Raw genomic sequence first — 25,925 nt, 5'->3', positions numbered from 1 at the left:
CATGGCGGCACGGGTGCTGATGTTTCAGGGAACCGGCTCGGATGTCGGCAAGTCGCTGATGGTGGCGGGGCTTGCCCGCGCCTTCGTCAGGCGCGGCCTCTCCGTCATGCCGTTCAAACCGCAGAACATGTCGAATAATGCGGCCGTCACCGCCGATGGCGGGGAGATCGGCCGCGCACAGGCGCTGCAGGCGCGGGCGGCGGGCGTGCCGCTCTCCGTTCACATGAATCCGGTACTGCTGAAGCCGCAAAGCGAGACCGGCGCGCAGGTGGTGGTGCAGGGCAAGATCGCCGGCAATGCCAGGGCAGCCGATTATCAGCACATGAAGGCCGGGCTGATGCCGCGCGTGCTGGAAAGCTTCGACCGCCTGAAACAACAGGTCGATCTGGTTCTGGTGGAAGGGGCGGGCAGCGCATCCGAAATCAACCTGCGTGCCAATGACATTGCCAATATGGGTTTTGCCAGAGCTGCGGACGCGCCCGTCATCCTGATCGGCGATATCGACCGGGGCGGTGTCATCGCCAGCCTCGTCGGCACGAAAGCAGTGCTCGAAAACGATGACGCGGCGATGATCGAAGGTTTCATCGTCAACCGCTTTCGCGGTGATCCGACCCTGTTTTCGGACGGCATGCGGATAATTGCCGAAAAGACCGGCTGGACCTCGATCGGGCTTCTGCCGCATTTTGCCGACGCCGCAAAATTGCCGGCGGAAGACGCTCTCGGGCTTTCCGGCCCGGCTGAGCGAAAACCGGGCGCGAAGATCCGCATCGCCGTGCCGATCCTTCCGCATATTTCCAACTTCGATGATCTCGATCCGCTGGATATGGAACCGGATGTCGAACTGATCCGCGTGCGGCCGGGCGAAACCGTTCCCGCCGATTGCCGGCTGGTCCTGCTTTGCGGTTCGAAATCCACCATCGCCGATCTTGCCGTGCTGAAAAACGCTGGCCTCGACATCGATATCAAGGCGCATGTGAGACGCGGCGGCTATGTCCTGGGCCTCTGCGGCGGATACCAGATGCTTGGAAGAACCATTGCCGATCCTGACGGTATCGAAGGTCCGCCAGCGACGGTCGACGGGCTCGGCCTGCTGGATGTCGACACTATTCTGACGGGTGACAAGAGACTGGTTTCCGTTACAGGGAAAAGTTTCGACGGAATTGATTTATCCGGCTATGAAATGCATGTCGGTGAAACCAATGCCGGACCCGACAACCTGCCTTTTTCGAAAATTGACGGGCATGAGGACGGCGCCATATCACCTGATGGCCGCATCTTCGGCACCTATATCCATGGCCTTTTTTCAGATGACCACCAACGCGGCGCGTGGCTTGAGCGGCTTGGCGGACAGGGCACGGCACTGAACTACGATGCGCAGGTGAACACCGTTCTTGATCGCCTTGCGGCGCATATGGAACAACACCTCGATCTCGACAGGCTGCTTGCTATAGCGCGATAAGGATTGCCGGCAATCCGAACAGGCCGATCAACAGCAGGTCGGCAACCCGCGCCAGCCTCAGCGCCGTGCGAATATCCCCCGCAACCAGCGCCGCCCTTCCGCCTTCGCCCATGAAACGCGCCTCGATCATCTGCCCGCCATAGGAGCGAGGCCCGGCAAGCGCAAAGCCAAGCGCGCCGGCCAGTGCCGCCTCCGGCCAGCCGGCATTGGGGGAACGGTGATGACGGGCATCGCGACGTATCGCGGCAACCGCCCCACTGGGCGACGCGCCCTTGACGAAAAATGCGGCGACCACGAAAAGACCGCCGCTGAGCCTCGAGGCTGGCAGATTGACCAGATCGTCCAGCCGGGCAGAGGCCCATCCGAAGGCCTCATGACGCGGCGAGCGATGGCCGATCATGCTGTCGGCCGTATTGATCGCCTTGTAGGCCGCGCCGCCCGGCAAGCCCATGAGTGCAAGCCAGAGGGCGGGGGCGACGATGCCATCGGAAAAATTCTCGGCCAGACTTTCGATCGCCGCCCGGCAGATCGCCGCCTCATCCAGCTTTTGCGGATCGCGGCCGACGATCATCGATACCGCCTTTCGGCCACCTTCCACCCCTTCGCGCTCCAAAGCGGTGGCGACAGCCTCGACATGCTGCTCAAGACTTTTCTGGGCCGGAAGCGAAGCGCCCAGCACGGCAACCAGCAAAAGACCGAAGGGGAAGAGAAGCAGAGCGGATTGCGCAAACCACGCAACAAGCAGCGTCAGCCCGACAAAAACGGCCAGAGCGGCCACACCTGCCGTCTTGCGCTGTGAAAATGACGCGCTCTCCCGGTTCCATTTTTTATCCAGCAGCGCGATAAGCGAACCGATCCAGGTGACGGGATGGCCGATGCGTTTGAACAGCCAGTCCGGATAGCCGGTCAGGCGTTCGATCACGAGCGACAGGAAAGCGAGAGCAAAGAACATGGGCGAGACAGTATCAGAAAAGGCGAAGGCTGCGATCCGTCACGGCGGCAATCTCGGCGGGGCGCGGCTGATGTTTCCGGAAGCGCCTGAACCGTGGATCGACCTTTCGACCGGGATCAATCCGCACTCCTACCCGCATTCGCCCATTCCCGCCAGCGCATTCGCCCGCCTGCCGGAACCGGATGCCGCCGAAGAATTGAAACATCTGGCGGCAACCCATTTCGGTGCACCCTCCGCCCGGCATTTGGCTCTTTCCCCCGGCACCCAGATGCTGATGCCATTGCTGGCTCAGATCGCTCTCGGCCGCGGGGCAAAAAGCAGTGCCGTGCTTTCGCCCGCCTATGCGGAACATGCCCGCACGGCGCGCATGGCCGGACTGGCTGTGACCGAAGTAGAAAACATCAATGAACTGTCGGCCCATGACTATGCTGTGGTCGTCAATCCCAATAATCCCGACGGCCGCATCGCCGATCATGCCGCATTGTTGTCGCTGGCCGAAGCCATGCACCGGAAGGGCGGGCTGCTCGTCGTGGACGAAGCCTTCATCGAGACGGGACTTGCCGAAAGCCTCGCAAATGCCGCCGGTCAGGACGCGCTGGTGGTCCTGCGCTCCTTCGGCAAATTTTATGGCATGGCGGGGGTTCGGTTGGGTTTTGCTATTACGGAGCCCGATATCGCGGCCGAACTGGAGGCAAGGCTCGGCCCCTGGGCAGTTTCCGGCCCGGCGCTTTTTATCGCGACGCAGGCTCTAGCGGACGGGGAATGGCAATCGTCCATGCGTCTGCGTCTTGCCGAGGAGGCCCGGCGCGTGAATGACATGCTGCAAAAGGCAGGGCTGGCGATTGCCGGCGGCACGTCGCTATTTACTCTGGTGCGGGATCCCCGCGCCGCAGACCTCTTCAGCCATCTTGGCCGACGCGGCATTCTGGTGCGCATTTTTGATGAAAGGCCGAACGACATGCGTTTCGGCCTTCCCGGGAGCGAAACGGAGTGGCTGCGCCTCGAAGAGGCGCTGTCATCCTTCGATTATTCCTCGAACGTATAAGTCTCGATCGACTCCGGCTTCATTTCGATGGAAAAGCCCGGCAGTTTCGGCGGCATGTAAGCGGCATTTCTGATATCGCAGGGCTCGATAAAGTGCTCATGCAGGTGGTCGACATATTCGATGACGCGACCTTCCTTGGTACCGGAAACCACCAGATAGTCGATCATCGACAAATGCTGCACATATTCACAAAGCCCGACGCCGCCGGCATGCGGCCAGACCGGCAGATTGTATTTGGCGGCGATCAGCAGCACCGCCAGCACCTCGTTCAGACCGCCCATGCGGCAGCTGTCGATCTGCACCACGTCGATGGCGCCTTCGGCGATGAACTGCTTGAACATGATACGGTTCTGGCACATTTCACCGGTCGCCACCTTCACCGGGCCGATGGCGGCGCGGATCTTGCGATGGCCGGCGACATCGTCCGGGCTCGTCGGCTCCTCGATGAAGAAGGGCTTGGCGAAGGCGAGCTTCTTGACCCAGTCAATTGCCTGATCCACTTCCCATACCTGATTGGCGTCGATCATCAGATAGCGGTCGGGACCGATCACCTCACGGACAATGGTGAGACGGCGGATGTCGTCTTCCAGATCGCGGCCGACCTTCATCTTAACATGGTTGAAACCGGCATCGATGGCTTCCTGGCAAAGACGGCGCAGCTTGGCGTCGTCATAACCGAGCCACCCGGCCGACGTCGTATAGCAGGCGTAGCCTTCGTTCTTCAGCGTCTCGATCCGCTCCTTCTTACCGCTTTCGGCTTTCTTTAGGATCGCAAGCGCCTCGTCACGGGTCAGCACATCGGTCAGATAACGATAGTCGACGATATCGGCGATTTCTTCCGGGCTCATATCGGCAACAAGCTGCCAAACAGGCTTGCCCGCCTTCTTGGCCAGCAGATCCCAAACCGCATTGACGACCGCGCCGGTGGCGAGATGCATCGCGCCCTTGTCCGGCCCGATCCAGCGCAGCTGGCTGTCGCTGGTCAGATGCCGCCAATATTTGCCGGGGTTCTCAGTGACGGTGGCAAGATCGGTGCCCACCACCAGATGGCGCATCGCCTCGATGGCCATGCAGCAGATGTCGTTGCCGCGCCCGATGGTGAAGGTCAAACCATGGCCCTTCAGGCCCGGCTCGTCGGTGTCGAGAATAACGTAAGCCGCCGAATAATCCGGGTCGGGGTTCATCGCATCCGAACCGTCGAGGCTCTGGGATGTGGGAAAACGCAGGTCGAAAACACGCAGATCTGTAATTTTGGTCATGGCCGGTCACTCACGGTCAGTGTCAAAGGAAATCATTCAATCGTGGTGGAAGGTTTCTTCCATCATCGCCCACCACTCGCCTTCCTTTCGGCTTTCGAGCGGTTGCTGGCAGGGAATGGTGAAAGACCACCATTCCTGATTCTTGGGGCTCGCGGCCATCTTCGCCATATCGGCGCCGAAATCGCTGCCGTGATATTCCCAATAGCCGAAGAGCAGATTTTCCGGCTCGCGCAGGAATATCGTGTAATTGCGGATATTGCAGTCGCTGATGAGCGCCAGAACTTCCGGCCAGACGGCGGCGTGCAACCTTTTATATTCTGCGATCATGTCAGGCTTGACGCCAATGACCATGCCCATGCGCTGCATGACGAACTCCATTATTGCTTGATGGTGGCAAGCGCCGCACGCAGCCGGCGCTGTGGCAGGTTCAATCCCAGCCGTTCCGCAGCAGCGATGATCGGGATGAATCGGCGACGCTTCTTTTCATCGTGATTGCCGGCGATATCGGCCAGCCGATGCGCGAGAAAGGGATTGCGCAAACGTTCGCGCAACACTCCGATATAGGCCTCAGCCTCATCTCCCATACCTTCAGCCGCAAAGACCGGCAGAACCTCATCCCGCCAGAGCGTTTCCAGATCCGCAACCAGCGCATCATCGGCCATTGCCTGACGCACCGTCTCATCCTTCGCACGCGCATCCTGCGACCAGCGTTCCGCCAGATAGGAATGGCCAAGATTGAGCAGGAAAAGCTTCAGCTTTTCATAGTGATCGAGATCGTCCGTCAGCACCACGGCAGGGTGCGTGCAGGGAAGGACAAGCGCGTCCTGCTTTTCGATCGCCCATAGCGCATAGGGCTCCGCCACCGCGCCCACCGGGTCGATAGGCTCGGAAACGATGCGATCCACCAGACTGTTGGCGAAACGGCACTTCTCATTCAGATAAAAGGCAAAGCCCGCCGGCAATTGCCATTCATCGGCAAGCTGGCGAATGATCTGTTTCAACTTTTCGCCGTTGCGCGGCACGAGCTCACAGGGGAAGATCGACACAGGCGCTTCCGGATTGGACGTGAAGCGCTCGAGCAGCAACATGCACAGCTTGGCCGGAAAGCTTTTCGGTAAGATCGTGAAATCGCCAGCAAGCCCGGCATTATCAGTCGAATCCAGCTCATAACCGCTATCGCCCGTATTGGATAGAATGACCTCGGCCTCGCAGGCAAGGCGGCGCACCTCGACCCAGTCGGTCGCAGCCGTCAATGCCCGCGCGACGGCCTTGCCTTGAATTTCCTCGTCCACCTCCTGCCCATCGCTGATACCGCGAATACGCACGGGGTAGGGTGCACCGCTGTTCAACGCCGCAACGCGCTTCAGGCTCTCCGCATTGCCCGTGGTCTGGACAATTGCAATGCGCCCGAGAGCCTCGCCTTTATCCAGCGCCTGCGAAACGAACAAGTCCGCATGTGCCAGAAGAAAGCGGCTGGTTCCGAATTGCAGAATAGGCGTATCGGGCGTCATGCGACCTCCACCATGCCCTTGATGACGCCGGCTTTCGGATCCGTCAGTCCGGCGAATTTGGAAGGCACATCGGCAAGTGTCATGCGGTGGGTAATCAGCGCTTCCGGTACCTTGCCTTCCCGCAGCGCCTGCAACACCCGTTCGAAATCCTCCGGCGTGGCATTGCGGCTGCCGAGCAGCGTCGTCTCACGCTTGTGGAACTCCGGATCGTTGAAGCTGATATCGCTGGCGACGATGGAGACCAGCACGTAGGAACCACCATGGCCGACGAAGGAGAAGCCGCGCTCCATGGCTTTCGGGTTACCGGTCGCATCGAAGACTGCATCGAAGAAATCGCCGTCGGTGATGTCGGAAAGACGGTCCCTGTCACCTTCGCCAAGTGCGACCGTATACGCGACGCCAAGATGTTTCCTGCAGAAATCCAGCCGGTCGGTGCGCCCGTCGATCATGGTCACTTCGCCGCCATCGAGAACCGCGAAAACGGCAACCGCCATGCCAATCGGGCCGGCGCCGACGATCAGAACCTTCTGCCCCTTCTCGACTGCGCCACGGCGCACCGCATGCGCACCGATAGCCAGAAATTCGGTCATGGCTGCCTGATCGAGGCTCAACCCCTCCGCCTTCAGCACGAATTGTTGTGGCACGCTCAGATATTCGACCATACCGCCATCGCGGTGAACGCCGAGAACGCCGATATTGCGGCAGCAATTGCTCTTGCCCTTCAGGCAGGCGCTGCATTTGCCGCAGGAGATATAGGGAATGACGGTGACCACGTCGCCGATGGAAAGATGGCTGCCTTCCGGCGCGTCTTCCACCGTGCCGGAAAGTTCGTGACCCATGATGCGCGGATAGGAAAGATAGGGCTGGTTGCCGGTAAAGATGTGCAGATCCGTGCCGCAGACGCCGATGCGGCGAATGCGCACCAGCACTTCACCTTCACCGCACACAGGCTTGGGCAGGTCCTTGGCGGTGAGTTGACCGGGAGTGTCGCAGAAAATCGCCAGCATGCATCACCTGTCGGAAAGGGAATAAAAACGGATGGCGTTGCCGCCGAAAACGGCCTCATGGTCCTCTGCCGGCACGACATCGCGGCAAAAATCCAGCCATGCCTGATAATCGCCCGCCAGCCGCAACACCGGCCAGTCGCTGCCGAAAATCACGCGGTTTGCGCCGAACAGTTCCAGAATGGTTTCGGCATAGGGCCGCACCGCTTCCGGCCGTTGATCGCCGCGTTCGGTCAGAAGACCGGAGAGCTTGCAATGGACATTGGAAAGAGCCGCCAAAGCGGCCATATCCCTGCGCCAGTCGCTGTAGTGACCGGTAGCAATCAGCGGCTTCGCACCATGATCGATGACAACGGGCAATTGCGGATGGCGGCGGGCGAAGGTGAGGAGATGCGGCAGATTGGGCGGCAAGACCAGCGCATCGAACGCCAAGCCTTGGTTCACCAGCGCCGCCACGGCGGGATCGAGTGCCGGATCATCGATCCAGGCGACATCCTCCTTACCCTGCAACATCGGACGCACGGCTTTGAACGCCTGATGTTTCGCCCGGCGGGCGATTTCACTCGCTGCATCGGCGGATTTCATATCCACCCAACCGACAACACCCTTGATGAAATCGGTCTTTTCCGCCAGCTCCAGCATGAAATCCGTGTCGGCCGCGGTCTCCATCGTCTGCACCAGCACCGTGCCGGAAACCCCGACGGCGGCCAGCAACGGCGACAGATCGGCCGGAAGAAAGTCCCGATAGATCGCGGCAAGCAATGGCGGCGGCCATTGCCCGGCGCGATCCTTCATCAGCCAGAAATGCTGGTGGGCGTCGATAATCATCGCCTCAGGCCTTTCCGCCGGGCACAGGCGCGCCTTCGGCGATCAGGCCGCGCTTGTGCAGCTCGGACCAGAATTCACCCGGGATCGACTGCTCGAACCATTCGATATTGGCGGCAAGCTGCTGCGCATTGCGCGCGCCTGATACGACCGTGACCGAAGCCGGATGGGCAAGCGGAAACTGCAGCGCGGCCGCCTGCAGCGAGACGCCCAGCTCCTCGCACACGCCCTGCAGCGCATCGACGCGGGTGAGGATATCGGCAGGCGCATCGGCATAGTTGAACTTGCGGTTGCCGGCCAGAATGCCCGAATTGAACGCGCCGGCCACAACGATGCCGACGCCGCTTTCAGCGCAGCGGTTCATGAAGGCGAGGCTCTGCTGTTCGAGAAGCGTATAACGACCGGCAAGCATGGCGACATCGATATCGAAGACATCCATGGCGTCGCTGACGATTTCCCACTCATTGACGCCGAGGCCGACGGCGCCCGTCGATCCTTCCTCACGCAGCTTGCCAAGCGCCCGGAAACCGCCGCCGGTGGTCAGCTGCTCCCAATAATGCCGGTGCTTTTCGCCATGGGTATAGGAGCCGATATCATGCACATAAAGAATATCCGGCTTCAGAACGCCAAGCCGCTGCTGGCTGGCCTCGAAGGAGCGCAAAATACCGTCATAGGAATAATCATAGACCGGGCGGAAGGGCAGCGGTGCAATATAGGCGTCTTCCTCCGGGCCGACGGTTTCATCGGGAACCATCACACGGCCGACCTTGGTGCTGAGTGTGTAGTCGCCCCGCTCATGCTCCGTCACCATGGTACCGAGACGACGTTCCGACCGCGTATAGCCGTAAAAGGGCGCGGTATCGAAATAACGCATGCCGCTTTCCCATGCCTTGTCGAACGCGCCTTTGGATTCCTCATAGGGCGTGACCCGGTAGAGATTGCCCATCTGGGCGCAGCCGAGGCCCATGACCGTGACATCAACGGCGCGGCGCGGCAATTTACGTGTATCGGAGACTTTCATCGCAGGGACTTTCCAGCTGGCCTTTGGAAGGACGCGCCGCCGCATAGCGGCGCGTCATCACGCAATCAGTAAAGCACGTTCTTGGCTTCCGGCTTCTCGATATTGTCCTTGGTGACAACAACGACGCCGGTATCAACGAACTTCTCGACCTTTTCCTTGTTGATGAGCTTGGAAATGGTCTCTACGCCCTTTTCACCCATCTGGTAGGAGCCCTGAACCACGATGCCAGCAAGCGTGCCGTCCTTGACGAAGCCCTGAAGGTCCTGATTGCCATCGAAACCGATGGCGACGACCTTGCCGGCCTTGCCGCTCTGGGCAAGCGCACGTCCGACACCGATGGCCGTCGGCTCATTGGCGCCGAAAATGCCCTTGAGGTCGGAATTGGCGGCCAGAACGTCGGTGGTCTGGTTCAGCGCGGTCGCCATCTGCGACTGCGAATAGAACGGGCCGACGATCTTCAGGTTAGAGTTCATCTGGATGTAATCGGTGAAACCGCCAACGCGGCCGATTTCCGAACCGGCACCGGCGACATAGGACATGACGGCGATCTTGCCTTCCTTGCCCACCTTGTCGATCAGCGCCTGTGCGGCCAGTTCGCCGGCTTTCTTGTTATCGGTCGCGAGGAACGACTGGTAATATTGCTCCGAGCCGCTCGCCAGCTGCGAGTCGATCAGCACCACGGGAATACGGGCCTCCCAGGCCTTCTTGACGGCAGGCACCAGCGCGTCCGGATCGGAAGGCGCAAGCACGATGCCTGCGACCTTACGGTTGATGGCGTTTTCAACCATGTTGACCTGGTCGGCAATGGCGGATTCGGCTGCCGGACCCTGGAAGGTCATGGTGTTGCCGGAAGAGGTCTTCATCGCCGCATCGGCGCCCTTCTGGACGTTCTGCCAGAAGGTGGAATTGACGGTCTTGACGATGACGGCGATTTCGCCGGCCTGCACGGTGGAAACGCTCCACAGCGCGATTGCGGATGTCAGAAGGGCAGTCGCAATTTTCTTCATTTCTTCCTCCGTGATGTCGGCATATCGGGCCTCCCCTTGCCGATCTTTTTGCGGAAAGGGTCCGCAGGCCCTTGATCAGCGGCGGTTGCGCAACTGGTCGATCCAGACGGTGACCAGAATGACGAGGCCGATGATGATCTGTTGCGTGAAGGCGGACACGCCGTTCATGTTGAGACCGTTGCGCAGGATGCCGATGACGAAGGCGCCGATGGCCGTGCCGGAAATCGTGCCCACGCCGCCGATCAGCGATGTACCGCCGATAACCGCGCTGGCAATCGCATCCAGCTCATACATCACACCCTCATTCGGCTGGGCGGTGACGAGGCGCGACATCAGCACGCAGCCCGTCAGGCCGGCGAGCGTGCCGGACAGGATGTAGGTGAAATTGGTGACGCGGGCGACATTGACACCGGACAGGCGCGCAGCATCCGCATTGGAGCCGACGGCATAGATGTGACGGCCGAGGATCGAGCGGTTGAGCATGAAGGAGACCGCAAGCGCAATCACCACCATCAGGATAACGGGGTAGGGGATGCCGGGAAACACCACATTCGGAAAGCCGTCGTCACCGATATTGACGATGCGGAAAAGGGCGCCATTGCCGAGTTCGCCGAAGGATTCGCCAAGACCGGAGACGGCGCGCGCACCGGTGATCTGCAGCGCCACGCCACGGGCGATCAGCATCATGCCGAGGGTGGCGATAAAGGGTGGCAGCTTGAAACGGGTGACCAGAAGGCCGTTGATGAGGCCGCAGAGCGACCCCGTCAGAATGCCGAGCAACATGCCGACCGGCACGGGCATACCGAGTTCCTTCACGGCAAGCGCGGCAACGACGCCGGCAAGCGCCAGCACCGAGCCGACGGAAAGATCAATGCCACCGGTGATGATGACACAGGTTGCGCCAATACCGAGAAGCGCGATGGATGTCACCTGCAGCGCGATCGTCATGCCATTATTGACGGTGAAGAAAGCGCTGCTAGTTGCGGAGAAGACCGCGACAAGGGCAAAGAGGCTACCGAGCGCCGCAAACTTCTGGATAATATCCTTCTGCCGGTCACTGACAGCAAAGCTCTTCTTGGGTTCTGCAATATTGGCCATGTCGTTCCTCACTGCGCGGCCCGGCCGTAACCGGACGCATACCGCATGATTTCTTCCTGATTGGTCTTGGCGGTTTCGAGCACGCCCGTGATACGGCCCTGATGGAAAACGGCGATACGGTCAGTCAGCCCCAGAATTTCCGGCAGTTCCGAACTGATGAGAATGACACCGATGCCCTGCGCGGCCAGTTCGTCCATGATCTTGTAGATCGCGAATTTCGCGCCAACATCGATGCCGCGTGTCGGCTCATCGAAGAACAGCACGCGCGACTGCCGGAACAGCCATTTGCCGATGATGATTTTCTGCTGGTTGCCGCCCGAAAGCAGCCGCACCGTCTGTTCGATCGAGGGGGTGCGGATATTCAGGAGATCGACGTAACGCTTCGCCACATCGTCATGTTTCTTGAAGTCGATCAGGCCGAAACGGTTGGAAACCTCGCCGAGATTGGCAAGGGTCGTATTGGCTGCGACCGACATCTTGATGGCAAGACCATCGCTTTTGCGATCTTCCGAGAGATAGGCAATACCTTCCCGGATGGCGTCCTGCGGCGAACTGATCGAAAGTTCGCGCCCGTTGAAAACGATCTTGCCCGCGTCGAGCGGATCGGCCCCGAAGATAGCCCGGGCGACTTCGGTGCGCCCCGCACCCATCAGCCCGGCAAAACCGAGGATTTCACCACGCCGCAGCGAAAAACCGACGTCATGGAACAGGCCACTGCGCGTCAAGCCTTCAACGGAGAAGATAATGTCGTCCGTCGGACGGGACGTGCGTTCGGGGAACTTGTCTTCCAGCGAACGCCCGACCATTCGTGTGACGATGTCATCGACGGTGATCGATGCGAAATCGTCGGTCGAAATATAACGCCCATCGCGCAAAACCGTCACCCGGTCGACGATTTCAGCCATTTCATCGAGACGATGGGAAATATAAACGATCCCGACACCGGATGCCTTGAGATCGCGGATGACCTTGAACAGGAGCCGTGTTTCCTGCTCGGTCAGCGAGGAGGTCGGCTCGTCCATGATGAGCACTTCGGCGTCAAGAGAGAGCGCTTTGGCGATTTCCACCATCTGACATTGCGCGACCGAAAGGCCACGCACGATCTGGTCGGGATCGATATCGACGCCCAGCCGGTCGAGACAGCGCTTGGCGTCAAGCCGCAGCTTTTTGCGGTCAACGAGGAAACCGCGGCGCGGCTCGCGTGCAAGATAGATGTTTTCGGCGACGGTAAGATGCGGAACGAGGTTGAGTTCTTGGTGAATGATGGCAATGCCGGCGGCTTCGGATTCCAGCGGCGATGCATATTGCACCTTCACGCCCTTGTGCAGGATGGTGCCGTCGCTCGGCTGATAAACGCCGCTGATGATTTTCATCAGCGTCGATTTTCCCGCGCCATTCTCGCCGCAGACGGCATGCACTTCGCCGCTCAGCAGATCGAAATGCACATTCGACAGCGCCTTGACGCCCGGAAATTCCTTGCTGATGTTTTCGAGACGCAAAAGCACCAAACGCTCCGCGTGCGCCATCTCCCCAGGCGAAAATTCGCCCCGAATTGTCGATGCGCCCTGCGACATCAAAAAAACCTCCACCCGCACTCCCCGCTCCACCGGGGGTCATGAACAGGCCAAATGGTTAGGCCGGTTTTGGAGGATGGTCAAGCCAATTAGCTCAAAAAGTGAAGAAGCACATTCAAGAGGAAGGATGACTGTCAAAGAAATATTTAAAATAATTACGTATTTTCAGTTATTTGAGTAAGTTCTTGCGTATTGCTGCACTTGGCGTTACGGTAAGGCCAAATACCAGCATCACAAAGGCGTCAGCAAAAAACACATGAGTGGTCAGGCCAAAATAGCGGAACCGCGCCGGCTTTATCAGCAGATTGCGGACCAGATACGCGAACTCATCGATCTCGGTGAATTCCTGCCCGGCACACGGCTCCCCGCCGAGCGGGAACTGGCCCAGAAGCTGGGTGTATCGAGACCCTCGCTGCGCGAGGCGCTGATTGCGCTTGAAATCGATAATACCGTCGAAATTCGCATGGGTTCTGGCGTCTATGTATCGGCCGAAGCGCTTCAGACGACCCATCACACCAAGTCGATGGGCGACAGCCCCTCCGAGCTGATGCAGGCGCGGGCTGCGCTGGAGGGTGCTACCATCGTTCTGGCGGCAAGCCGGATGACCGATGAAACGATCGCGACCCTCCGTCAGATACTTAATACCATGCAGAGGGAAATCGAGGCCGGTCGTAAACCTCTCGATCAGGATCGCCTGTTTCACGTCACCATAGCCGAACAGTCCGGCAACAGCGTCCTGGCGCGATTGGTGGCAAACCTGTTCGATGAGCGCCACAGCCCCATTTCGGCGCAGCTTCGCGTGAAATTCGAAGACCGCGACACCTGGACCTATGCGCTTCAGGAACACGAAGCGATTCTGGCAGCGCTGGAACTCAAGGACCCGCTGCTGGCGCAGGCGGCCATGCATACCCATCTCGAAGGCTCGAAGAGACGCTGGGTGGAAAGCTGATTTCAAAACATAGCAGGCGATATATATATCGGGAGGAGGAAAACCCGTGAGTGAGAATTCCGAGGCAACCATTTTGCTGAACGCCAACGACAATGTCGCGGTGGCGCGCCGGTCTATTCCGGCCGGCGGCGCGACGGGCAGGGGCAATCTGGCGGCGCTGGAGCTGATCGGGCGTGGTCACAAGGTAGCCCTGAAGTTCATCAAATCCGGAGACGAGGTGCTGAAATACGGGCAGGTGATCGGCATTGCGACTCAGGACATCGAGCCTGGCCGGCATGTGCACCTGCACAATCTCGCCATGGTGCCCTCCGAACACGCGCATCAGTTCAGCGTGGACATCGAGGAAAAGGGCATGGTGCCGGAAGCCGCACGCCGTACTTTCATGGGTTATGACCGTGGTCTCGGCGGCGTTGGCACACGCAACTATATCGGCGTCATCGCCTCGGTAAACTGTTCCGCCACCGTCTCGCGCTACATCGCCGATTATTTCAACAGGCAGGGCGGCCTTGACGGCTTCGACAATGTCGATGGCGTCGTGGCGCTGACCCATGGCGGCGGCTGTGCGCTGAATACCAAGTCGGAAGGTTACCGCCTGCTGATCCGCACCATTCAGGGCTACGCCCGCCATCCGAATTTCGGCGGCATTCTGTTGATCGGCCTCGGCTGCGAAACCAACCAGATCGCGCCCATTCTCGAACATTACAAGATGGAAGAGGGTGAACGGCTGCGCACCATGACGATCCAGCAGCACGGCGGCACCCGCAAGACGATCGATGCGGCGATTGCCGAGATCAAGGCCATGCTGCCGATGGTCAATGCCGCCCGCCGCACGGAGCAGCCGCTCTCCAAGCTGAAGGTGGCCCTGGAATGCGGCGGTTCGGATGGTTATTCCGGCATTTCCGCCAATCCGGCTCTGGGTTATGCGTCCGATCTCATCGTCCGCAATGGCGGCACCACCGTCCTCTCGGAAACGCCGGAAATCTACGGTGCCGAGCATCTGTTGACGAAGCGTGCCGTCACCCCCGCCGTCGCCGAGAAGCTCTTGCAGCGCATCGACTGGTGGCGGGATTACACCGCCCGAAATGGAGATGAACTCAACAACAATCCCTCCCACGGCAACAAGCTCGGCGGCCTGACCACCATTCTGGAGAAATCGCTTGGCGCAGTCGCCAAGGGCGGCTCCATGCCGCTGAAGGCGGTTTATGAATTCGCAGAGACCGTGACGGAACAGGGTTTCGTTTTCATGGATACGCCCGGCTATGACCCGGTTGCCGTCACCGGCCAGGTCGCCGGCGGCTGCAACGTCATCTGTTTCACCACCGGGCGCGGCTCGGTTTCGGGCTTCAAACCGGCGCCCTGCATCAAGATCGCCACCAATTCCGAAATGTATGAACACATGAAGGAAGACATGGATATCAATTGCGGCGAGATCGTCACCGGTGCCGAAACCATCGAAGAATCCGGCAAACGAATTTTCGAGCATATTCTGGCCGTGGCTTCCGGCGACAAGACCGTCAGCGAGATCTACGACTACGGCGACAATGAATTCGTGCCTTGGCAGGTTGGGGCAGTGACCTGAACCTGCAGCCGCACCAAGATTGTCCCACGTGAAACAAAAGGCCCGGAAATCGCTTTCCGGGCCTTTGTTATTCCTGACTATTTCCGCGCTTAGTGGCGGAAGTGGCGCATGCCGGTAAAGACCATTGCCACATTATGCTCGTTTGCAGCATCGATCACTTCCTGATCGCGCATCGAGCCACCGGGCTGGATAACAGCGGTGGCACCCGCGGCAATCGCAGCGAGCAAGCCGTCGGCAAAGGGATAGAAGGCCTCTGAAGCGACGGCGGAGCCGCGTGTCAGCGGTTCGGCAAGGCCAAGAGCCTTGGCAGCATCTTCCGCCTTCTGGGCTGCGATACGGGCCGAATCCACGCGGCTCATCTGGCCGGCGCCAATGCCTGCGGTCTGACCATCCTTGGCATAAATGACGGCATTGGATTTCACATGCTTGGCGATCTTGAAGGCGAACTTCATGTCCTCAAGCTCCTGCGCCGTCGGTGCACGCTTCGTGACGACCTTGAGATCGAGATCCTCGACCATGCCATTGTCACGGCTTTGCACAAGCAGGCCGCCAGAAACGGTCTTCGCCGTAATCCCGGCCGCGCGCGGGTCGGGCAGGCCGCCAGCGGTCAAAAGGCGCAGGTTCGGCTTGCGAGCGATGATGGACTTGGCTTCTTCGGTCACATCAGGCGCGATGATGACTTCGGTAAAGAGCTTGACGATCTCTTCCGCCGTTTCCGCATCAAGCGTGCGGTTCAAGGCGATGACACCCCCGAAAGCGGAAACGGAATCACATGCCAGCGCCCGCCGATAGGCTTCGGCAAGTGTCGGGCCAGTCGCAACGCCACAGGGATTTGCGTGTTTGATGATGGCGACGGCCGGCGCATTTTCCGGCAGGAACTCCGCCACCAGCTCATAAGCCGCATCCGTATCATTGATGTTGTTATAGGAAAGCTGCTTGCCCTGAAGAAGCGTCGCCGTTGCGACGCCGGGGCGCCTTTCGCCGGTCAGATAGAAACCGGCGCTCTGATGGGGGTTTTCGCCATAACGCATCTTTTCCTTCAGCGCGCCGCCGATGGCGCGATAATCAGGCGTCTCGATCGCCAGCGCTTCGGCAAACCAGTTGGAAATGACAGCGTCATAAGCGGCGGTGCGGGCATAGGCCTTGGCAGCGAAACGCTGGCGCAGCGCATAGGATGTCTGGCCGTCATCAGCCTGCAGCGCTTCAACCAGGTCAGGGTAGTCGGAAGGATCGGTAACGACAGTGACATAGGCATGGTTCTTGGCAGAAGCGCGGATCATCGCCGGGCCGCCAATATCGATATTCTCGACCGTCGTCGGATAATCGCCGCCCTTGGCGCGGACTTCCTCGAAGGGATAAAGATTGATGACCGAGAGATCGATCGCCTCGATGCCGTGCACCTTCATCGCCTCGACATGCTCCGCATCGTCCCGGATCGCCAGAAGCCCGCCATGTACATTGGGATGCAGGGTCTTGACGCGGCCATCCATGATCTCGGGAAAATTGGTCACGTCGGAAACATCCGTCACCGGCAGGCCAGCCTCGGCAATGGCTTTCGCTGTTCCGCCGGTTGACAGGAGCTTGACGCCAAGCTTCGACAGAACCGTCGCCAGCTCGATAATGTCGGTCTTGTCGGACACGGAAAGAAGCGCCGTACGGATTTTGACCTTATCGGGGGCGGGAATTTTTTTGGACACAACAGCCATCAGGCATACTCCGTTTAACGGGGAGGACAGGCTGGAATGGGATTGATCCAGCAATTGCCGCCGCGTTAACACAGCTTACCGGATTAATAAACAGCGGGGACGCCGAACGGTTAAAACTATGGTGGTTTTTGCCCTGCGCCGCCGGAATTTGTCTAAGCCTGGCGTTCGATCAGCCAGCGGATTTCCCGCGTATTCGCAAGATTGAAGGGGAGCTCGATCTGCTGCGACGGGCGCATACCGGATGCATCGGCCATGAACACATCCTCGGTGACGAAAAGCTCCAATCCCGGCGCAGAAAACAGCCAGACGGTTCCGTCCGCTGCTTCCAGATAGACCGACTCCTCATCCCGCTGGTGCAGCTGAATGTGGGGATGAATGTGGAAACGCGAAACCGCCGTGACCGACTGCAATTGCGTTTTTACCACAGTCGCATCAGCCCGAAGCAGATCCCGGCCCTTTATCTTGGTACCGGCCGCATTCAGTTCTATTTCCCGTTCGTGATAGCAGCCGAAATTCTGCAAATAACCATCATGGGACGCCCATAGAACGTCGTTGCCATTTGCGTCCATTCCACGTCGGCTATCGACATGACTGACGCCCGATACCATGATCGGGCCAAGCAGCCTTGAGCGCGACAATCTGCAGGATGATGTGTCGGCAAGTGTGACGGTGGAATGCGCCGCCGTGGAACGGCTGGCCCGCTGATATTCCGGCGCCGCGTTTCGCGGAAAACCGGAATTGACGATGAAGCGGTTCTTGCCGCACGACATTTCGAAAGACAGGCAACCGGAATGGGCATTGCGTGAAAGCTCCGCCGACCCGGGATACCCCGTATCAACGATGATGACCGTGTCGTCCGTCGCAAGCCGGTGGTAATTCACATCCGGCAGGACTTTGGAAGGCCGGCCGGCCGTTTCGTCATAGCGAAGCACGGAAACAAGTTCGTTAGCGAGCGTGGCTGTCGCACCGTTGAACAGCGCGAGATCGCCACCCTGATGCCGGAAAAACCGGATCGCCGGAAACATGCGGTCTATCGCCGGCACCAGGCCGGAGGGCAGATCATGGCCGAGATTGATATAACTTTGCCGAAGAGGCAGAAGATCGAGCAGCAGGTCCAGCATGACCCGTGGATTGCGGGAAATATGCCCGCCATCGGGAAGAATCTGGCGTTCCATTTCCTGCGCCAGCTTCATTCCGTTGCGGCTAATCCGCGACAAACGCGCAGGCATGGCGATGGAAGCCATGGCAAGTGCGATCCTGATCCTCAGTCGCGCTTCACCATCCGGCGCGTGTTTGACGATCCGCTCGAGATAACGCACATGAAAGGCGAGGCTTTTCAGGAAGCGGCGATAAAAACCGGCGTCGGCCTCGTATAAAACCACCGGGGAGTGCGAGAGCCAGGCAATCAGCCTCTGCGCCGCGATTTCCGGCGACCAGGCGGTGCCCGTAACGCGCTTGCCATGCAACACCATCCATTCGGCGACGATGCGACGCGCGCGTTTGCAGGCCTCGCTCGATTTATCGGAGCGAATATGCCGCAGCCAATTGAATGCGTGCAACCGTTCTTCAAAAACCGCTGAGGGATAATCCACCTGGAACGGCGAAGCACCGCCGGTTTCAACGACCTTTCCAGCCAGCGCGATGCGACCGCGCAGCAATTCCTCGGCAAAATAGGGATCGATCGCCCTCAGATCGGTCGGCGCCGCCACCAGACCGTCGGGCACGCGGTTGGCAAATCGCGATACATGCAGGCGCAAAGGCGTGAGGCCGACACACAGATGACGATACGCCATCCGCGAAAGAAGACCGGCGGCATTCATGCTGCCTGCAAAGGACCCTAACAAGCTGTGTTTCCCGTTTCACATGTTTTGTTTTTATCAGTGAACCGCGACGACCGGAACGTTTTCGATAAATATCTAATGATTCGCGAGAGCTTGGCTTTTTTCTACTTCTTACGCAAGACACTGCTAAAAAACCCATCGACGCCACCGAACATGTCCGGCGTCGTGCGAAGATCGCCATCAGCGCTGATAGCCGCTTCCATTCCTGGCCAATCCTCGCGGCGCACGGCAACACGCTCCACATCTGGGTTTTCCGCCAGAACCGCGGCAATCATCGCTTCGCCTTCGGAAGGATCGAGCGAGCAATTGGAGAAGACCACGAGGCCACCGGGGCCAATAAGGGTCAGCGCGTGCCGCAGCATCTGGCCCTGAAGAGCCGCCAGTTTGGCAATATCGGTCTCATCCTTGGTCCAGCAGACATCGGGATGTTTGCGAAGTGTCCCGGTGGAAGAACAGGGCGCATCGAGGAGAACCGCGTCAAAAAGCTGCTCCGGCTGGTACTTCAGCATATTCGCCTCCACCGTTTCGGCACGCAGGCCAAGCCGGTCGAGATTTTCCCGGAGACGACGCAGACGGTTGCCAGACTGATCCAGCGCCGTCACCCTGGCGCCCGCCAGCGCCAGCTGGGCAGTCTTGCCGCCCGGAGCCGCACAGAGATCGGCAACGCGCTTGCCGGCGATGTCACCCATAAGCCTGACGGGCATGCTGGCCGCGAGATCCTGCACCCACCAGGCACCTTCAGCAAAGCCTTCGAGCGATGGGATCTGCCCCTCGAATTCACCCAGACGCACGCTGCCATTCGGCATGAGCGTGCCACCCAGTTTTTCCGCCCAAAGAGCGGGATCAGCCTTGATTGTCAGATCAATGGAGGACGGCGTCAGCTGCGCCTGCGAAATCCTTTGAGCAACCTCGTCCCCGTAAGCTGAAACAAGCCGGGCGTAGAACCAGTCCGGCAGCACGGGGACCTCGGCGACAGCCTTTTCGATCTCCGTTTTTTCACGGCCAAGCCTTCTGAGAACGGCATTCACCAGTTTGACGAAACGCCGGTTACGCGGATCGCGATGAGCCTGTTCCACGGCGATATCGACAGCGGAATGATCCGGCACATCGAGATAAAGCATCTGCGCTACACCGACGACAAGAACGTGATGCAGCGATCGCGCGCCTTGCGGCAACGGCCCGTCAAGCAGCATTGACAGTGCCGTTTCAATCCGGGGGAGGTGGCGAAGCGCGCTGTTGACGATGGCTCTCACCAGCGCCCGGTCGGCAAGCGATAAAGCCCGATAGACAGGATTGCCGTTTTCACTATCGAGCATCCCATCCAGCGAGGTTTTCTTCTCCAGAACGGCCGCCAGAATGCGGGTCGCGGCAATGCGGGCGGCAAGGCCCGGCTTATCCTGGAAAGACGAAGGGCCGTCTTCACGGCCCCTCCCATTTGCCGGCTTCGGTTTTTTGGACCGCGCCGGCTTATTCTGAATATCGGATGTCAAGACCACGGCCCCTTGCGCTCGTTTTCATTGCCTCGTCCCCAGCCTGTTTTGGGAACCGAGCCTGATTTGCGCAGAGGTCTATCACCCGATGGCTGCGGCGTCGATCCTCGCGGGGAAAACTCCTGCGCCATGGCGTGCAGCGCCGCCACACGGTTTTCCGTGTTCGGATGGGTGGAGAAGAGATTGTCCATACGCTCGCCGGAAAGCGGATTGATGATGAACATATGCGCCGTCGCCGGGTTACGCTCGGCATCGTCATTGTGAATGCGTTGCGCCATGCCCGAAATCTTCTGCAGGGCGGAGGCGAGCCAGAGCGGGTTGCCGCAGATTTCCGCACCGCGCCGGTCGGCGGAATATTCCCGCGTACGGCTGATTGCCATCTGCACCAGCATCGCTGCCAGCGGCGCTACAATCATCGCAACCAGTACACCGATAAAGCCCAGCGGGTTATTGTTGTTCTCCCGGTTGCCGCCGAAGAAAAAGGCAAAATTACCGAGCATGGAGATGGCACCCGCCAGCGTGGCGGTGATTGTCATCGTTAGCGTATCCCGGTTCTGCACGTGCGCGAGTTCATGCGCCATGACACCCGCCACTTCTTCCGGTGTCAGCCGCTCCAGCAGTCCAGTCGAAGCGGCAACAGCTGCGTTCTGTGGGTTTCGACCTGTCGCGAAGGCATTCGGCTGCGGGCTGTCGTAAATATAGACCTTCGGCATTGGCAGGCCGGCATTCTGCGACAGATCGCGGATCATGTGAAAAAACTCAGGCGCATTCGCCTCATCGATCTCCCGCGCATGATAGGCGGAGAGGACCATCTTGTCAGAATTCCAGTAGGAGAAAAGATTCATGCCGGCCGCAATGAGCAGGGCAATCATCATGCCGCCCTTGCCGCCGATCAGAAAACCGACACCCATGAACAATGCGGTCATGAAGGCCAGAAGCATTGCCGTGCGCATCATGTTCATCCGTTAAATTCTCCTTGTAACTCACCGGGAATATTCCGGGTTTATAAAGCCTGTCAGATTATATAATCTGGTAAGCGGCAAACGTATTTCAATATCCCGTCATAGGGAGGATTTCATGCAGAATGCAGATAATGACAACGCGACAGACGGAACGGAAAGCGTGAAGCGACTTTCGCCAGCGGCGGAACGAGCGTTGAAGGAAGCAGAAGAACGGCGCAGGCAACAGGCCGATCTTCAGTTGCCGCCGGAAACCGGCGGTCGCGGCGGTGCGGAACCCGTGCGTTTCGGTGATTACGAAATAAAAGGTCGGGCCATCGACTTTTGAGCGCCGCAAATAAAAATACCCGCTTTCGGCGGGTATTTTTATTATAAAACAAATAGTTACTTATTTCTGCTCGAGAAGACGGCATACCGCTTCGAGCTGTTCCAGCGTCCGATAACCGATACGGATTTGCCCCGATCCACCCCTATGGTTGATTTTTACATCCAGTCCGAGAGCATCGGACAGGCTGCGCTCAAGCGCGATCGTATCGGAATCCTTCTCCGCAGCGGGTCGCTTCTCCGCGACATCCCCTTGCGATTTGATGTCGTTCTGCGCCAGACGCTCGGCATCGCGCACCGAAAGCCCCTTGGAGACGATTGTTTTCGCAAGCGTGGCCGGATCGGATGTGGAAACAAGTGCCCGCGCGTGACCTGCCGAAAGCGAACCATCCGCCAGCATATCACGCACCGGATCGGGAAGCTTCAGAAGCCGAAGACTGTTGGCAACGTGGCTTCGGCTCTTGCCGATGATTTCGCCGAGATCGTTCTGGGTATAACCGTGTTCGGCGATCAACTGTTCATATCCCATCGCTTCTTCAAGCGGATTGAGATCGGAGCGCTGCACGTTCTCGACAATGGCCAGTTCCAGTGCCGTGCGGTCATCGACATCGCGAACAATGACAGGGACATCGGTAAAGCCCGCAAGTTGCGCAGCACGCCAGCGCCTCTCACCCGCAATAATCTCGTAGTGGTTGACTCCAACCGTTCGCACGACCACAGGCTGAACTATTCCATGCTGACGAATGGAGGCCGCAAGATCCTGAAGCTCATTTTCATCGAAATGGCGCCGCGGGTTTCTTTGGCTGCGAGCGATGAATTCGATCGGAATGGTGCGATCGGCGTTAACAGCGCGCTGAGGCTCACCCACCGGCACCGGTTGATCCATTTCGCCAATCAATGCGGCAAGACCGCGCCCCAGCCGACGCTTGGAAAGATCATCACTCATAAGATATTACTCCATACATTCCGGCAAACGTCAGGCGGCTTTACGCAGACGCTCTCTCTGGATCACTTCCGACGCCAGCTGCAAATAGGCCTGACTGCCAGCGCATTTCAGATCGTAAAGAATTGCCGGTTTACCATAAGAAGGCGCTTCGGAAACACGCACGTTGCGCGGAATGAGCGTATGGTAAACCTTTTCTCCGAGATGCGTGCGCACATCCGTAACCACCTGTTGCGCAAGATTGTTTCGCGCATCGAACATGGTGAGAACAATGCCCTGTATATCCAGCTGCGGATTGACCGAACCACGGATCTGACTGACCGTATCCAACAGCTGGCTAAGACCCTCCAGCGCAAAGAACTCGCATTGCAGCGGAACCAGAACAGAATGTGCCGCCGTCATGGCATTCATGGTCAAAAGATTAAAAGAAGGAGGGCAATCGACGAGAATATAGGAATAACCTCTAGCCTCCTGGGTTTCCATTGCCGCGCGCAACAGGAAAACGCGGTTTGAAACATTCGCGACCTGCATCTCGAAACCGAGCAGATCCATCGTGGAAGGCACGATGTCGAGGTTAGGAACCGCCGTGGGAACAGCGACTTCCGCGATTCCATGATCTCCCACCAGAAGATCATAGGACGAAAGCTTGCGTTCCTTGCGGTCAATTCCAAGTCCGGTACTGGCATTACCCTGCGGATCCAGATCCACAATCAGCACGCGCTCACCAATAGCCGCCAGCGCGGTCGCCAGATTGATGGCGGTTGTTGTTTTGCCAACGCCGCCCTTCTGGTTTGCAACTGCGATAATCCGGTTTTTTTCAAAAGTCATGCCGCACCTGGCCAGCTTGTCAGCGCCTCAGAGCGAGGTTACTGATTTCAAGAACAACAGAATCTGCCTCAATGGCACTCTGATGTTTTACCAGATCAAACTCCCAGCGACCATGTGCTTTCTGCACTTCGGAATCATAATCCCGGCCTTTATTAAAATAGGCCTTGAGATTTGGATTATTTTGCGCCCATGGGTGAATATAATCAAAAAGCAGATCGAGCTCGGCAAGCGCACGGGCTGAAACAGCGTCGCAATTTTTGACAATTTCCGGCGCCGTCTCGATTCTGACGGGGTGGACCGTGCCTCTAGCACCGGTTTCCTTGAGAGCAATTCGTAAGAATGCCGCCTTTTTATTGTTACTTTCGATCAGATCGACCCAGCCGTCGCCGAGCTCCGCGAGAAAGATCGCGGTGACAACGCCGGGGAATCCACCGCCGCTTCCAAGATCGATCCATTTTCTTGGCTGAGGAGAGAGTTGGAATATTTGCGCGCTGTCGGCCACATGCCGATTCCAAAGCTCGGCCAGAGTGGAAGGCGCTACCAGATTTGTGGTTCTATTCCACTTCTTGAAAAGCTCGACAAAATGTTCGAGCCTTTCCTGTGTTTCACGTGAAACACTCTGGCCGTTTATCTTCATAATCCGACTCGCTATTGGTGCATGCGTAATTTTTCACTTCGCGTTGCGGAATCCTTCCGCAGAAGTGCGAGTAGCAGCGATATCGCAGCCGGTGTCATGCCGTCAACACGAGCGGCTTGAGCAATATTCTCAGGACGAGCTTTTTCCAACTTTTGTTTAAGTTCATTGGAGAGACCGGACAGACTTTTAAAATCAAAGTCGTCAGGGATTTTCCTGTCTTCGTCCCGTTTGATATCGACGATATCAGCGCTCTGCCTCTGCATATAGACCGCATAACTTGCCTCGATCTGCAAGACTTCGGCAACTTTCCCGCCAAGAGTACGCAATTCGGGCCAATGTTCAGTAAGGACTTCGAGAGTCATGTCCGGATAGGCCAGCAATTCATAGACAGACCGGCGTTGACCGTCCTGATTGAGTTTCAACCCCTGCTTGGCCGCCTGGGATGGGCTGATGGAAATCGCCTTCATCAACTCTCGACCGCGATCCAGATCGGACAAGAAATTTGCGAAACGCTCTTGCCGCTCACGACCGATAATACCAGCCATCTGGCCGAGCGGCGTAAGTCGCAGATCCGCATTGTCCACGCGCAGCGAAAGGCGATACTCCGCCCTCGACGTAAACATGCGGTAGGGCTCGCTGACACCCTTCGATGTCAGGTCATCAATCATGACGCCGATATAGGACTCGGTTCGGCTGAAATAGACCGGATCGGCATCGCCCGCATAAAGCGAAGCGTTCAACCCGGCAACGAGCCCCTGGGCGCCCGCTTCTTCATATCCCGTCGTGCCATTAATCTGCCCGGCTAGAAACAATCCCGGAATCTTGCGGCATTCCAGCGACGGCTTTAGCTCACGCGGATCGACATAGTCATATTCGATGGCGTAACCCGGCTGCAGGATCGCAACCTGTTCAAGGCCGGGTATCGTTCGAATAAATTGCTCCTGAACAGAGGCGGGAAGGGACGTCGATATGCCATTTGGGTAGATAGTGTGATCGTCGAGACCTTCCGGCTCGAGGAATATCTGATGACCGTCCCGTTCACCGAAACGGGTGATCTTATCCTCTATGGACGGGCAATAACGCGGACCGACTCCTTCGATCTGGCCGGAATACATCGCCGACAGATGAATATTGTCCTGAATGATCTTATGGCCGGCTGGAGTGGTGCGCGTTACGCCACATTCGATTTGTGGATTTAGAATATAGTCCGTCATGAAGGAAAAGGGGACAGGATCTTCATCAGCTGCCTGCCGATCCACGGCATTCCAGTCAATCGTGCGTCCATCGAGCCGGGCGGGGGTGCCGGTCTTCAGGCGCCCCATAACCAGACCAAGCCGCGAAAGTGTTTCCGAGAGACCGAGAGAGGGCATTTCTCCCACGCGACCGGCCGGAATCTTTTCGGAGCCGATATGAATGAGGCCACGCAGGAAGGTACCACTTGTCAGCACGGCGGCGCCACAGGGAATCCGGCTACCATTATTTAAGATAACGGCGGCAACCCGATCATTGGCCATTTCAATATCGAAAGCATCGCCCTCGATAATGGTGAGATTTTCAATGGCAGCGATTTCGTGCTGCATGGCTTCACGATAAAGCCGCCGGTCGGCCTGCGTGCGCGGCCCGCGGACAGCCGGCCCCTTTTTGCGATTGAGCATACGGAATTGAATACCTGCCGCATCGGCAACCCGGCCCATCAAGCCATCCAGCGCATCGATCTCACGAACCAGATGTCCCTTGCCGAGACCGCCAATGGCGGGATTGCAGGACATGACGCCAATCGTCTCGCGTTTATGCGTCACAAGAGCGGTTTTTGCACCGTGCCTTGCTGCAGCAGCCGCAGCTTCGCTGCCGGCATGACCACCGCCAATAACAATGACATCATATGACTGGTGCATATCCTTGCGCCCTTTGCTG

Annotated in this window: 23 protein-coding genes; 5 read left to right on the top strand and 18 right to left on the bottom strand. The window is 58.5% G+C overall.

Annotated features, from left to right (window positions below):
- Position 1: 1 nt before the first annotated feature.
- The gene (locus ACIQUH_RS17765) at positions 2 to 1,459 is read left to right on the top strand and encodes a cobyric acid synthase (RefSeq protein WP_400817386.1); all 1,458 of its coding nucleotides are present in this window, start codon (positions 2 to 4) and stop codon (positions 1,457 to 1,459) included.
- Here the strand turns inward: ACIQUH_RS17765 and cbiB are convergent.
- Positions 1,446 to 2,411 (bottom strand): adenosylcobinamide-phosphate synthase CbiB, encoded by a 966-nt coding sequence (cbiB, locus tag ACIQUH_RS17760; RefSeq protein WP_400817384.1) that lies wholly within the window; start codon positions 2,409 to 2,411, stop codon positions 1,446 to 1,448. The genes ACIQUH_RS17765 and cbiB overlap by 14 nt on opposite strands.
- Between cbiB and cobD the strand changes: the two genes are divergently transcribed.
- The gene (cobD, locus tag ACIQUH_RS17755) at positions 2,410 to 3,456 is read left to right on the top strand and encodes a threonine-phosphate decarboxylase CobD (RefSeq protein ID WP_400817382.1); all 1,047 of its coding nucleotides are present in this window, start codon (positions 2,410 to 2,412) and stop codon (positions 3,454 to 3,456) included. The two genes, cbiB and cobD, sit on opposite strands and share 2 nt — an antisense overlap.
- Here the strand turns inward: cobD and ACIQUH_RS17750 are convergent.
- From ACIQUH_RS17750 to ACIQUH_RS17710, 9 genes are all read right to left on the bottom strand, one after another.
- Positions 3,438 to 4,715 (bottom strand): L-fuconate dehydratase, encoded by a 1,278-nt coding sequence (locus ACIQUH_RS17750; protein WP_400817380.1) that lies wholly within the window; start codon positions 4,713 to 4,715, stop codon positions 3,438 to 3,440. The genes cobD and ACIQUH_RS17750 overlap by 19 nt on opposite strands.
- A 36-nt stretch (positions 4,716 to 4,751) precedes the next feature.
- Positions 4,752 to 5,081, bottom strand: coding sequence for an L-rhamnose mutarotase (locus ACIQUH_RS17745; protein ID WP_400817378.1), 330 nt, complete (start codon positions 5,079 to 5,081; stop codon positions 4,752 to 4,754).
- Between the two features lie 11 nt (positions 5,082 to 5,092).
- Entirely contained in the window at positions 5,093 to 6,226 is a 1,134-nt protein-coding gene (locus ACIQUH_RS17740; protein WP_400817376.1) for a mannitol dehydrogenase family protein, read from the bottom strand.
- Positions 6,223 to 7,233 (bottom strand): zinc-binding alcohol dehydrogenase family protein, encoded by a 1,011-nt coding sequence (locus tag ACIQUH_RS17735; RefSeq protein ID WP_400817374.1) that lies wholly within the window; start codon positions 7,231 to 7,233, stop codon positions 6,223 to 6,225. The genes ACIQUH_RS17740 and ACIQUH_RS17735 overlap by 4 nt, the downstream gene beginning before the upstream one ends.
- A 3-nt stretch (positions 7,234 to 7,236) precedes the next feature.
- Positions 7,237 to 8,058 carry an amidohydrolase family protein gene (locus ACIQUH_RS17730; RefSeq protein WP_400817372.1) on the bottom strand — a complete coding sequence of 274 codons (822 nt, stop codon included), beginning with the start codon at positions 8,056 to 8,058 and terminating at the stop codon, positions 7,237 to 7,239.
- Between the two features lie 4 nt (positions 8,059 to 8,062).
- Positions 8,063 to 9,076, bottom strand: a complete 1,014-nt coding sequence (locus ACIQUH_RS17725; RefSeq protein ID WP_400817370.1) for an aldo/keto reductase — start codon at positions 9,074 to 9,076, stop codon at positions 8,063 to 8,065.
- A 65-nt stretch (positions 9,077 to 9,141) separates the two neighbouring features.
- Entirely contained in the window at positions 9,142 to 10,083 is a 942-nt protein-coding gene (locus tag ACIQUH_RS17720; RefSeq protein WP_400817368.1) for an ABC transporter substrate-binding protein, read from the bottom strand.
- 75 nt (positions 10,084 to 10,158) lie between these two features.
- Positions 10,159 to 11,181, bottom strand: a complete 1,023-nt coding sequence (locus ACIQUH_RS17715) for an ABC transporter permease (RefSeq protein WP_065114417.1) — start codon at positions 11,179 to 11,181, stop codon at positions 10,159 to 10,161.
- Positions 11,182 to 11,189: 8 nt separating this feature from the next.
- On the bottom strand, positions 11,190 to 12,755 hold the full coding sequence (locus ACIQUH_RS17710; RefSeq protein ID WP_400817366.1) for a sugar ABC transporter ATP-binding protein: 1,566 nt from the start codon (positions 12,753 to 12,755) through the stop codon (positions 11,190 to 11,192).
- Positions 12,756 to 13,011: 256 nt separating this feature from the next.
- Here ACIQUH_RS17710 and ACIQUH_RS17705 point away from each other — a divergent pair, with 256 nt between their 5' ends.
- Entirely contained in the window at positions 13,012 to 13,704 is a 693-nt protein-coding gene (locus ACIQUH_RS17705) for a FadR/GntR family transcriptional regulator (RefSeq protein WP_400817364.1), read from the top strand.
- Between the two features lie 46 nt (positions 13,705 to 13,750).
- Positions 13,751 to 15,283 carry a UxaA family hydrolase gene (locus tag ACIQUH_RS17700; protein WP_400817362.1) on the top strand — a complete coding sequence of 511 codons (1,533 nt, stop codon included), beginning with the start codon at positions 13,751 to 13,753 and terminating at the stop codon, positions 15,281 to 15,283.
- Positions 15,284 to 15,372: 89 nt separating this feature from the next.
- On the opposite strand, the gene purH is transcribed toward ACIQUH_RS17700, so the two are convergent.
- The 4 genes from purH to htpX form a co-directional block, all read right to left on the bottom strand.
- On the bottom strand, positions 15,373 to 16,989 hold the full coding sequence (gene purH, locus ACIQUH_RS17695; protein ID WP_400817360.1) for a bifunctional phosphoribosylaminoimidazolecarboxamide formyltransferase/IMP cyclohydrolase: 1,617 nt from the start codon (positions 16,987 to 16,989) through the stop codon (positions 15,373 to 15,375).
- Between the two features lie 152 nt (positions 16,990 to 17,141).
- On the bottom strand, positions 17,142 to 18,809 hold the full coding sequence (locus tag ACIQUH_RS17690; RefSeq protein ID WP_400817517.1) for a heparinase II/III family protein: 1,668 nt from the start codon (positions 18,807 to 18,809) through the stop codon (positions 17,142 to 17,144).
- A 125-nt stretch (positions 18,810 to 18,934) separates the two neighbouring features.
- A complete protein-coding gene (locus ACIQUH_RS17685; RefSeq protein WP_400817358.1) occupies positions 18,935 to 20,320 on the bottom strand; it encodes an RsmB/NOP family class I SAM-dependent RNA methyltransferase in 1,386 nt (461 codons plus the stop codon).
- Complete coding sequence (gene htpX, locus ACIQUH_RS17680) at positions 20,317 to 21,282, bottom strand: zinc metalloprotease HtpX (protein WP_400817356.1); 966 nt, start codon at positions 21,280 to 21,282, stop codon at positions 20,317 to 20,319. The genes ACIQUH_RS17685 and htpX overlap by 4 nt, the downstream gene beginning before the upstream one ends.
- Positions 21,283 to 21,397: 115 nt before the next feature.
- On the opposite strand from htpX, the gene ACIQUH_RS17675 reads away from it, so the two are divergent.
- A complete protein-coding gene (locus ACIQUH_RS17675; RefSeq protein WP_400817354.1) occupies positions 21,398 to 21,607 on the top strand; it encodes a DUF1674 domain-containing protein in 210 nt (69 codons plus the stop codon).
- Between the two features lie 60 nt (positions 21,608 to 21,667).
- Here the strand turns inward: ACIQUH_RS17675 and ACIQUH_RS17670 are convergent, their stop codons facing one another.
- From ACIQUH_RS17670 to mnmG, 4 genes are read right to left on the bottom strand one after another with little or no spacing between them, the layout of a single operon-like run.
- A complete protein-coding gene (locus ACIQUH_RS17670; protein ID WP_400817352.1) occupies positions 21,668 to 22,549 on the bottom strand; it encodes a ParB/RepB/Spo0J family partition protein in 882 nt (293 codons plus the stop codon).
- Between the two features lie 30 nt (positions 22,550 to 22,579).
- Entirely contained in the window at positions 22,580 to 23,374 is a 795-nt protein-coding gene (locus ACIQUH_RS17665; protein ID WP_400817350.1) for a ParA family protein, read from the bottom strand.
- Positions 23,375 to 23,393: 19 nt separating this feature from the next.
- Entirely contained in the window at positions 23,394 to 24,011 is a 618-nt protein-coding gene (rsmG, locus tag ACIQUH_RS17660; protein ID WP_400817348.1) for a 16S rRNA (guanine(527)-N(7))-methyltransferase RsmG, read from the bottom strand.
- 11 nt (positions 24,012 to 24,022) lie between these two features.
- On the bottom strand, positions 24,023 to 25,906 hold the full coding sequence (gene mnmG, locus ACIQUH_RS17655) for a tRNA uridine-5-carboxymethylaminomethyl(34) synthesis enzyme MnmG (RefSeq protein ID WP_400817515.1): 1,884 nt from the start codon (positions 25,904 to 25,906) through the stop codon (positions 24,023 to 24,025).
- Positions 25,907 to 25,925: the final 19 nt, after the last annotated feature.

It is taken from the genome of Agrobacterium sp. NPDC090283 (assembly GCF_044769685.1).
Lineage (GTDB): Bacteria > Pseudomonadota > Alphaproteobacteria > Rhizobiales > Rhizobiaceae > Agrobacterium.
The sequence above is the reverse complement of the archived record's forward strand: the minus strand, read 5'-3'. Positions and strand labels throughout refer to the sequence as shown.

Coding starts and splice junctions, on each gene's coding strand:
- htpX (WP_400817356.1), bottom strand. CDS start 21,282: ATGAACATGATGCGCACGGCAATGCTTCTGGCCTTCATGACCGCATTG.
- cbiB (WP_400817384.1), bottom strand. CDS start 2,411: ATGTTCTTTGCTCTCGCTTTCCTGTCGCTCGTGATCGAACGCCTGACC.
- ACIQUH_RS17745 (WP_400817378.1), bottom strand. CDS start 5,081: ATGCAGCGCATGGGCATGGTCATTGGCGTCAAGCCTGACATGATCGCA.
- ACIQUH_RS17735 (WP_400817374.1), bottom strand. CDS start 7,233: ATGCTGGCGATTTTCTGCGACACTCCCGGTCAACTCACCGCCAAGGAC.
- ACIQUH_RS17705 (WP_400817364.1), top strand. CDS start 13,012: ATGAGTGGTCAGGCCAAAATAGCGGAACCGCGCCGGCTTTATCAGCAG.
- ACIQUH_RS17750 (WP_400817380.1), bottom strand. CDS start 4,715: ATGACCAAAATTACAGATCTGCGTGTTTTCGACCTGCGTTTTCCCACA.
- ACIQUH_RS17740 (WP_400817376.1), bottom strand. CDS start 6,226: ATGACGCCCGATACGCCTATTCTGCAATTCGGAACCAGCCGCTTTCTT.
- ACIQUH_RS17675 (WP_400817354.1), top strand. CDS start 21,398: ATGCAGAATGCAGATAATGACAACGCGACAGACGGAACGGAAAGCGTG.
- mnmG (WP_400817515.1), bottom strand. CDS start 25,906: ATGCACCAGTCATATGATGTCATTGTTATTGGCGGTGGTCATGCCGGC.
- rsmG (WP_400817348.1), bottom strand. CDS start 24,011: ATGAAGATAAACGGCCAGAGTGTTTCACGTGAAACACAGGAAAGGCTC.
- ACIQUH_RS17715 (WP_065114417.1), bottom strand. CDS start 11,181: ATGGCCAATATTGCAGAACCCAAGAAGAGCTTTGCTGTCAGTGACCGG.
- purH (WP_400817360.1), bottom strand. CDS start 16,989: ATGGCTGTTGTGTCCAAAAAAATTCCCGCCCCCGATAAGGTCAAAATC.
- ACIQUH_RS17725 (WP_400817370.1), bottom strand. CDS start 9,076: ATGAAAGTCTCCGATACACGTAAATTGCCGCGCCGCGCCGTTGATGTC.
- ACIQUH_RS17665 (WP_400817350.1), bottom strand. CDS start 23,374: ATGACTTTTGAAAAAAACCGGATTATCGCAGTTGCAAACCAGAAGGGC.
- ACIQUH_RS17720 (WP_400817368.1), bottom strand. CDS start 10,083: ATGAAGAAAATTGCGACTGCCCTTCTGACATCCGCAATCGCGCTGTGG.
- ACIQUH_RS17765 (WP_400817386.1), top strand. CDS start 2: ATGGCGGCACGGGTGCTGATGTTTCAGGGAACCGGCTCGGATGTCGGC.
- ACIQUH_RS17690 (WP_400817517.1), bottom strand. CDS start 18,809: ATGAATGCCGCCGGTCTTCTTTCGCGGATGGCGTATCGTCATCTGTGT.
- ACIQUH_RS17670 (WP_400817352.1), bottom strand. CDS start 22,549: ATGAGTGATGATCTTTCCAAGCGTCGGCTGGGGCGCGGTCTTGCCGCA.
- ACIQUH_RS17730 (WP_400817372.1), bottom strand. CDS start 8,058: ATGATTATCGACGCCCACCAGCATTTCTGGCTGATGAAGGATCGCGCC.
- ACIQUH_RS17710 (WP_400817366.1), bottom strand. CDS start 12,755: ATGTCGCAGGGCGCATCGACAATTCGGGGCGAATTTTCGCCTGGGGAG.
- cobD (WP_400817382.1), top strand. CDS start 2,410: ATGGGCGAGACAGTATCAGAAAAGGCGAAGGCTGCGATCCGTCACGGC.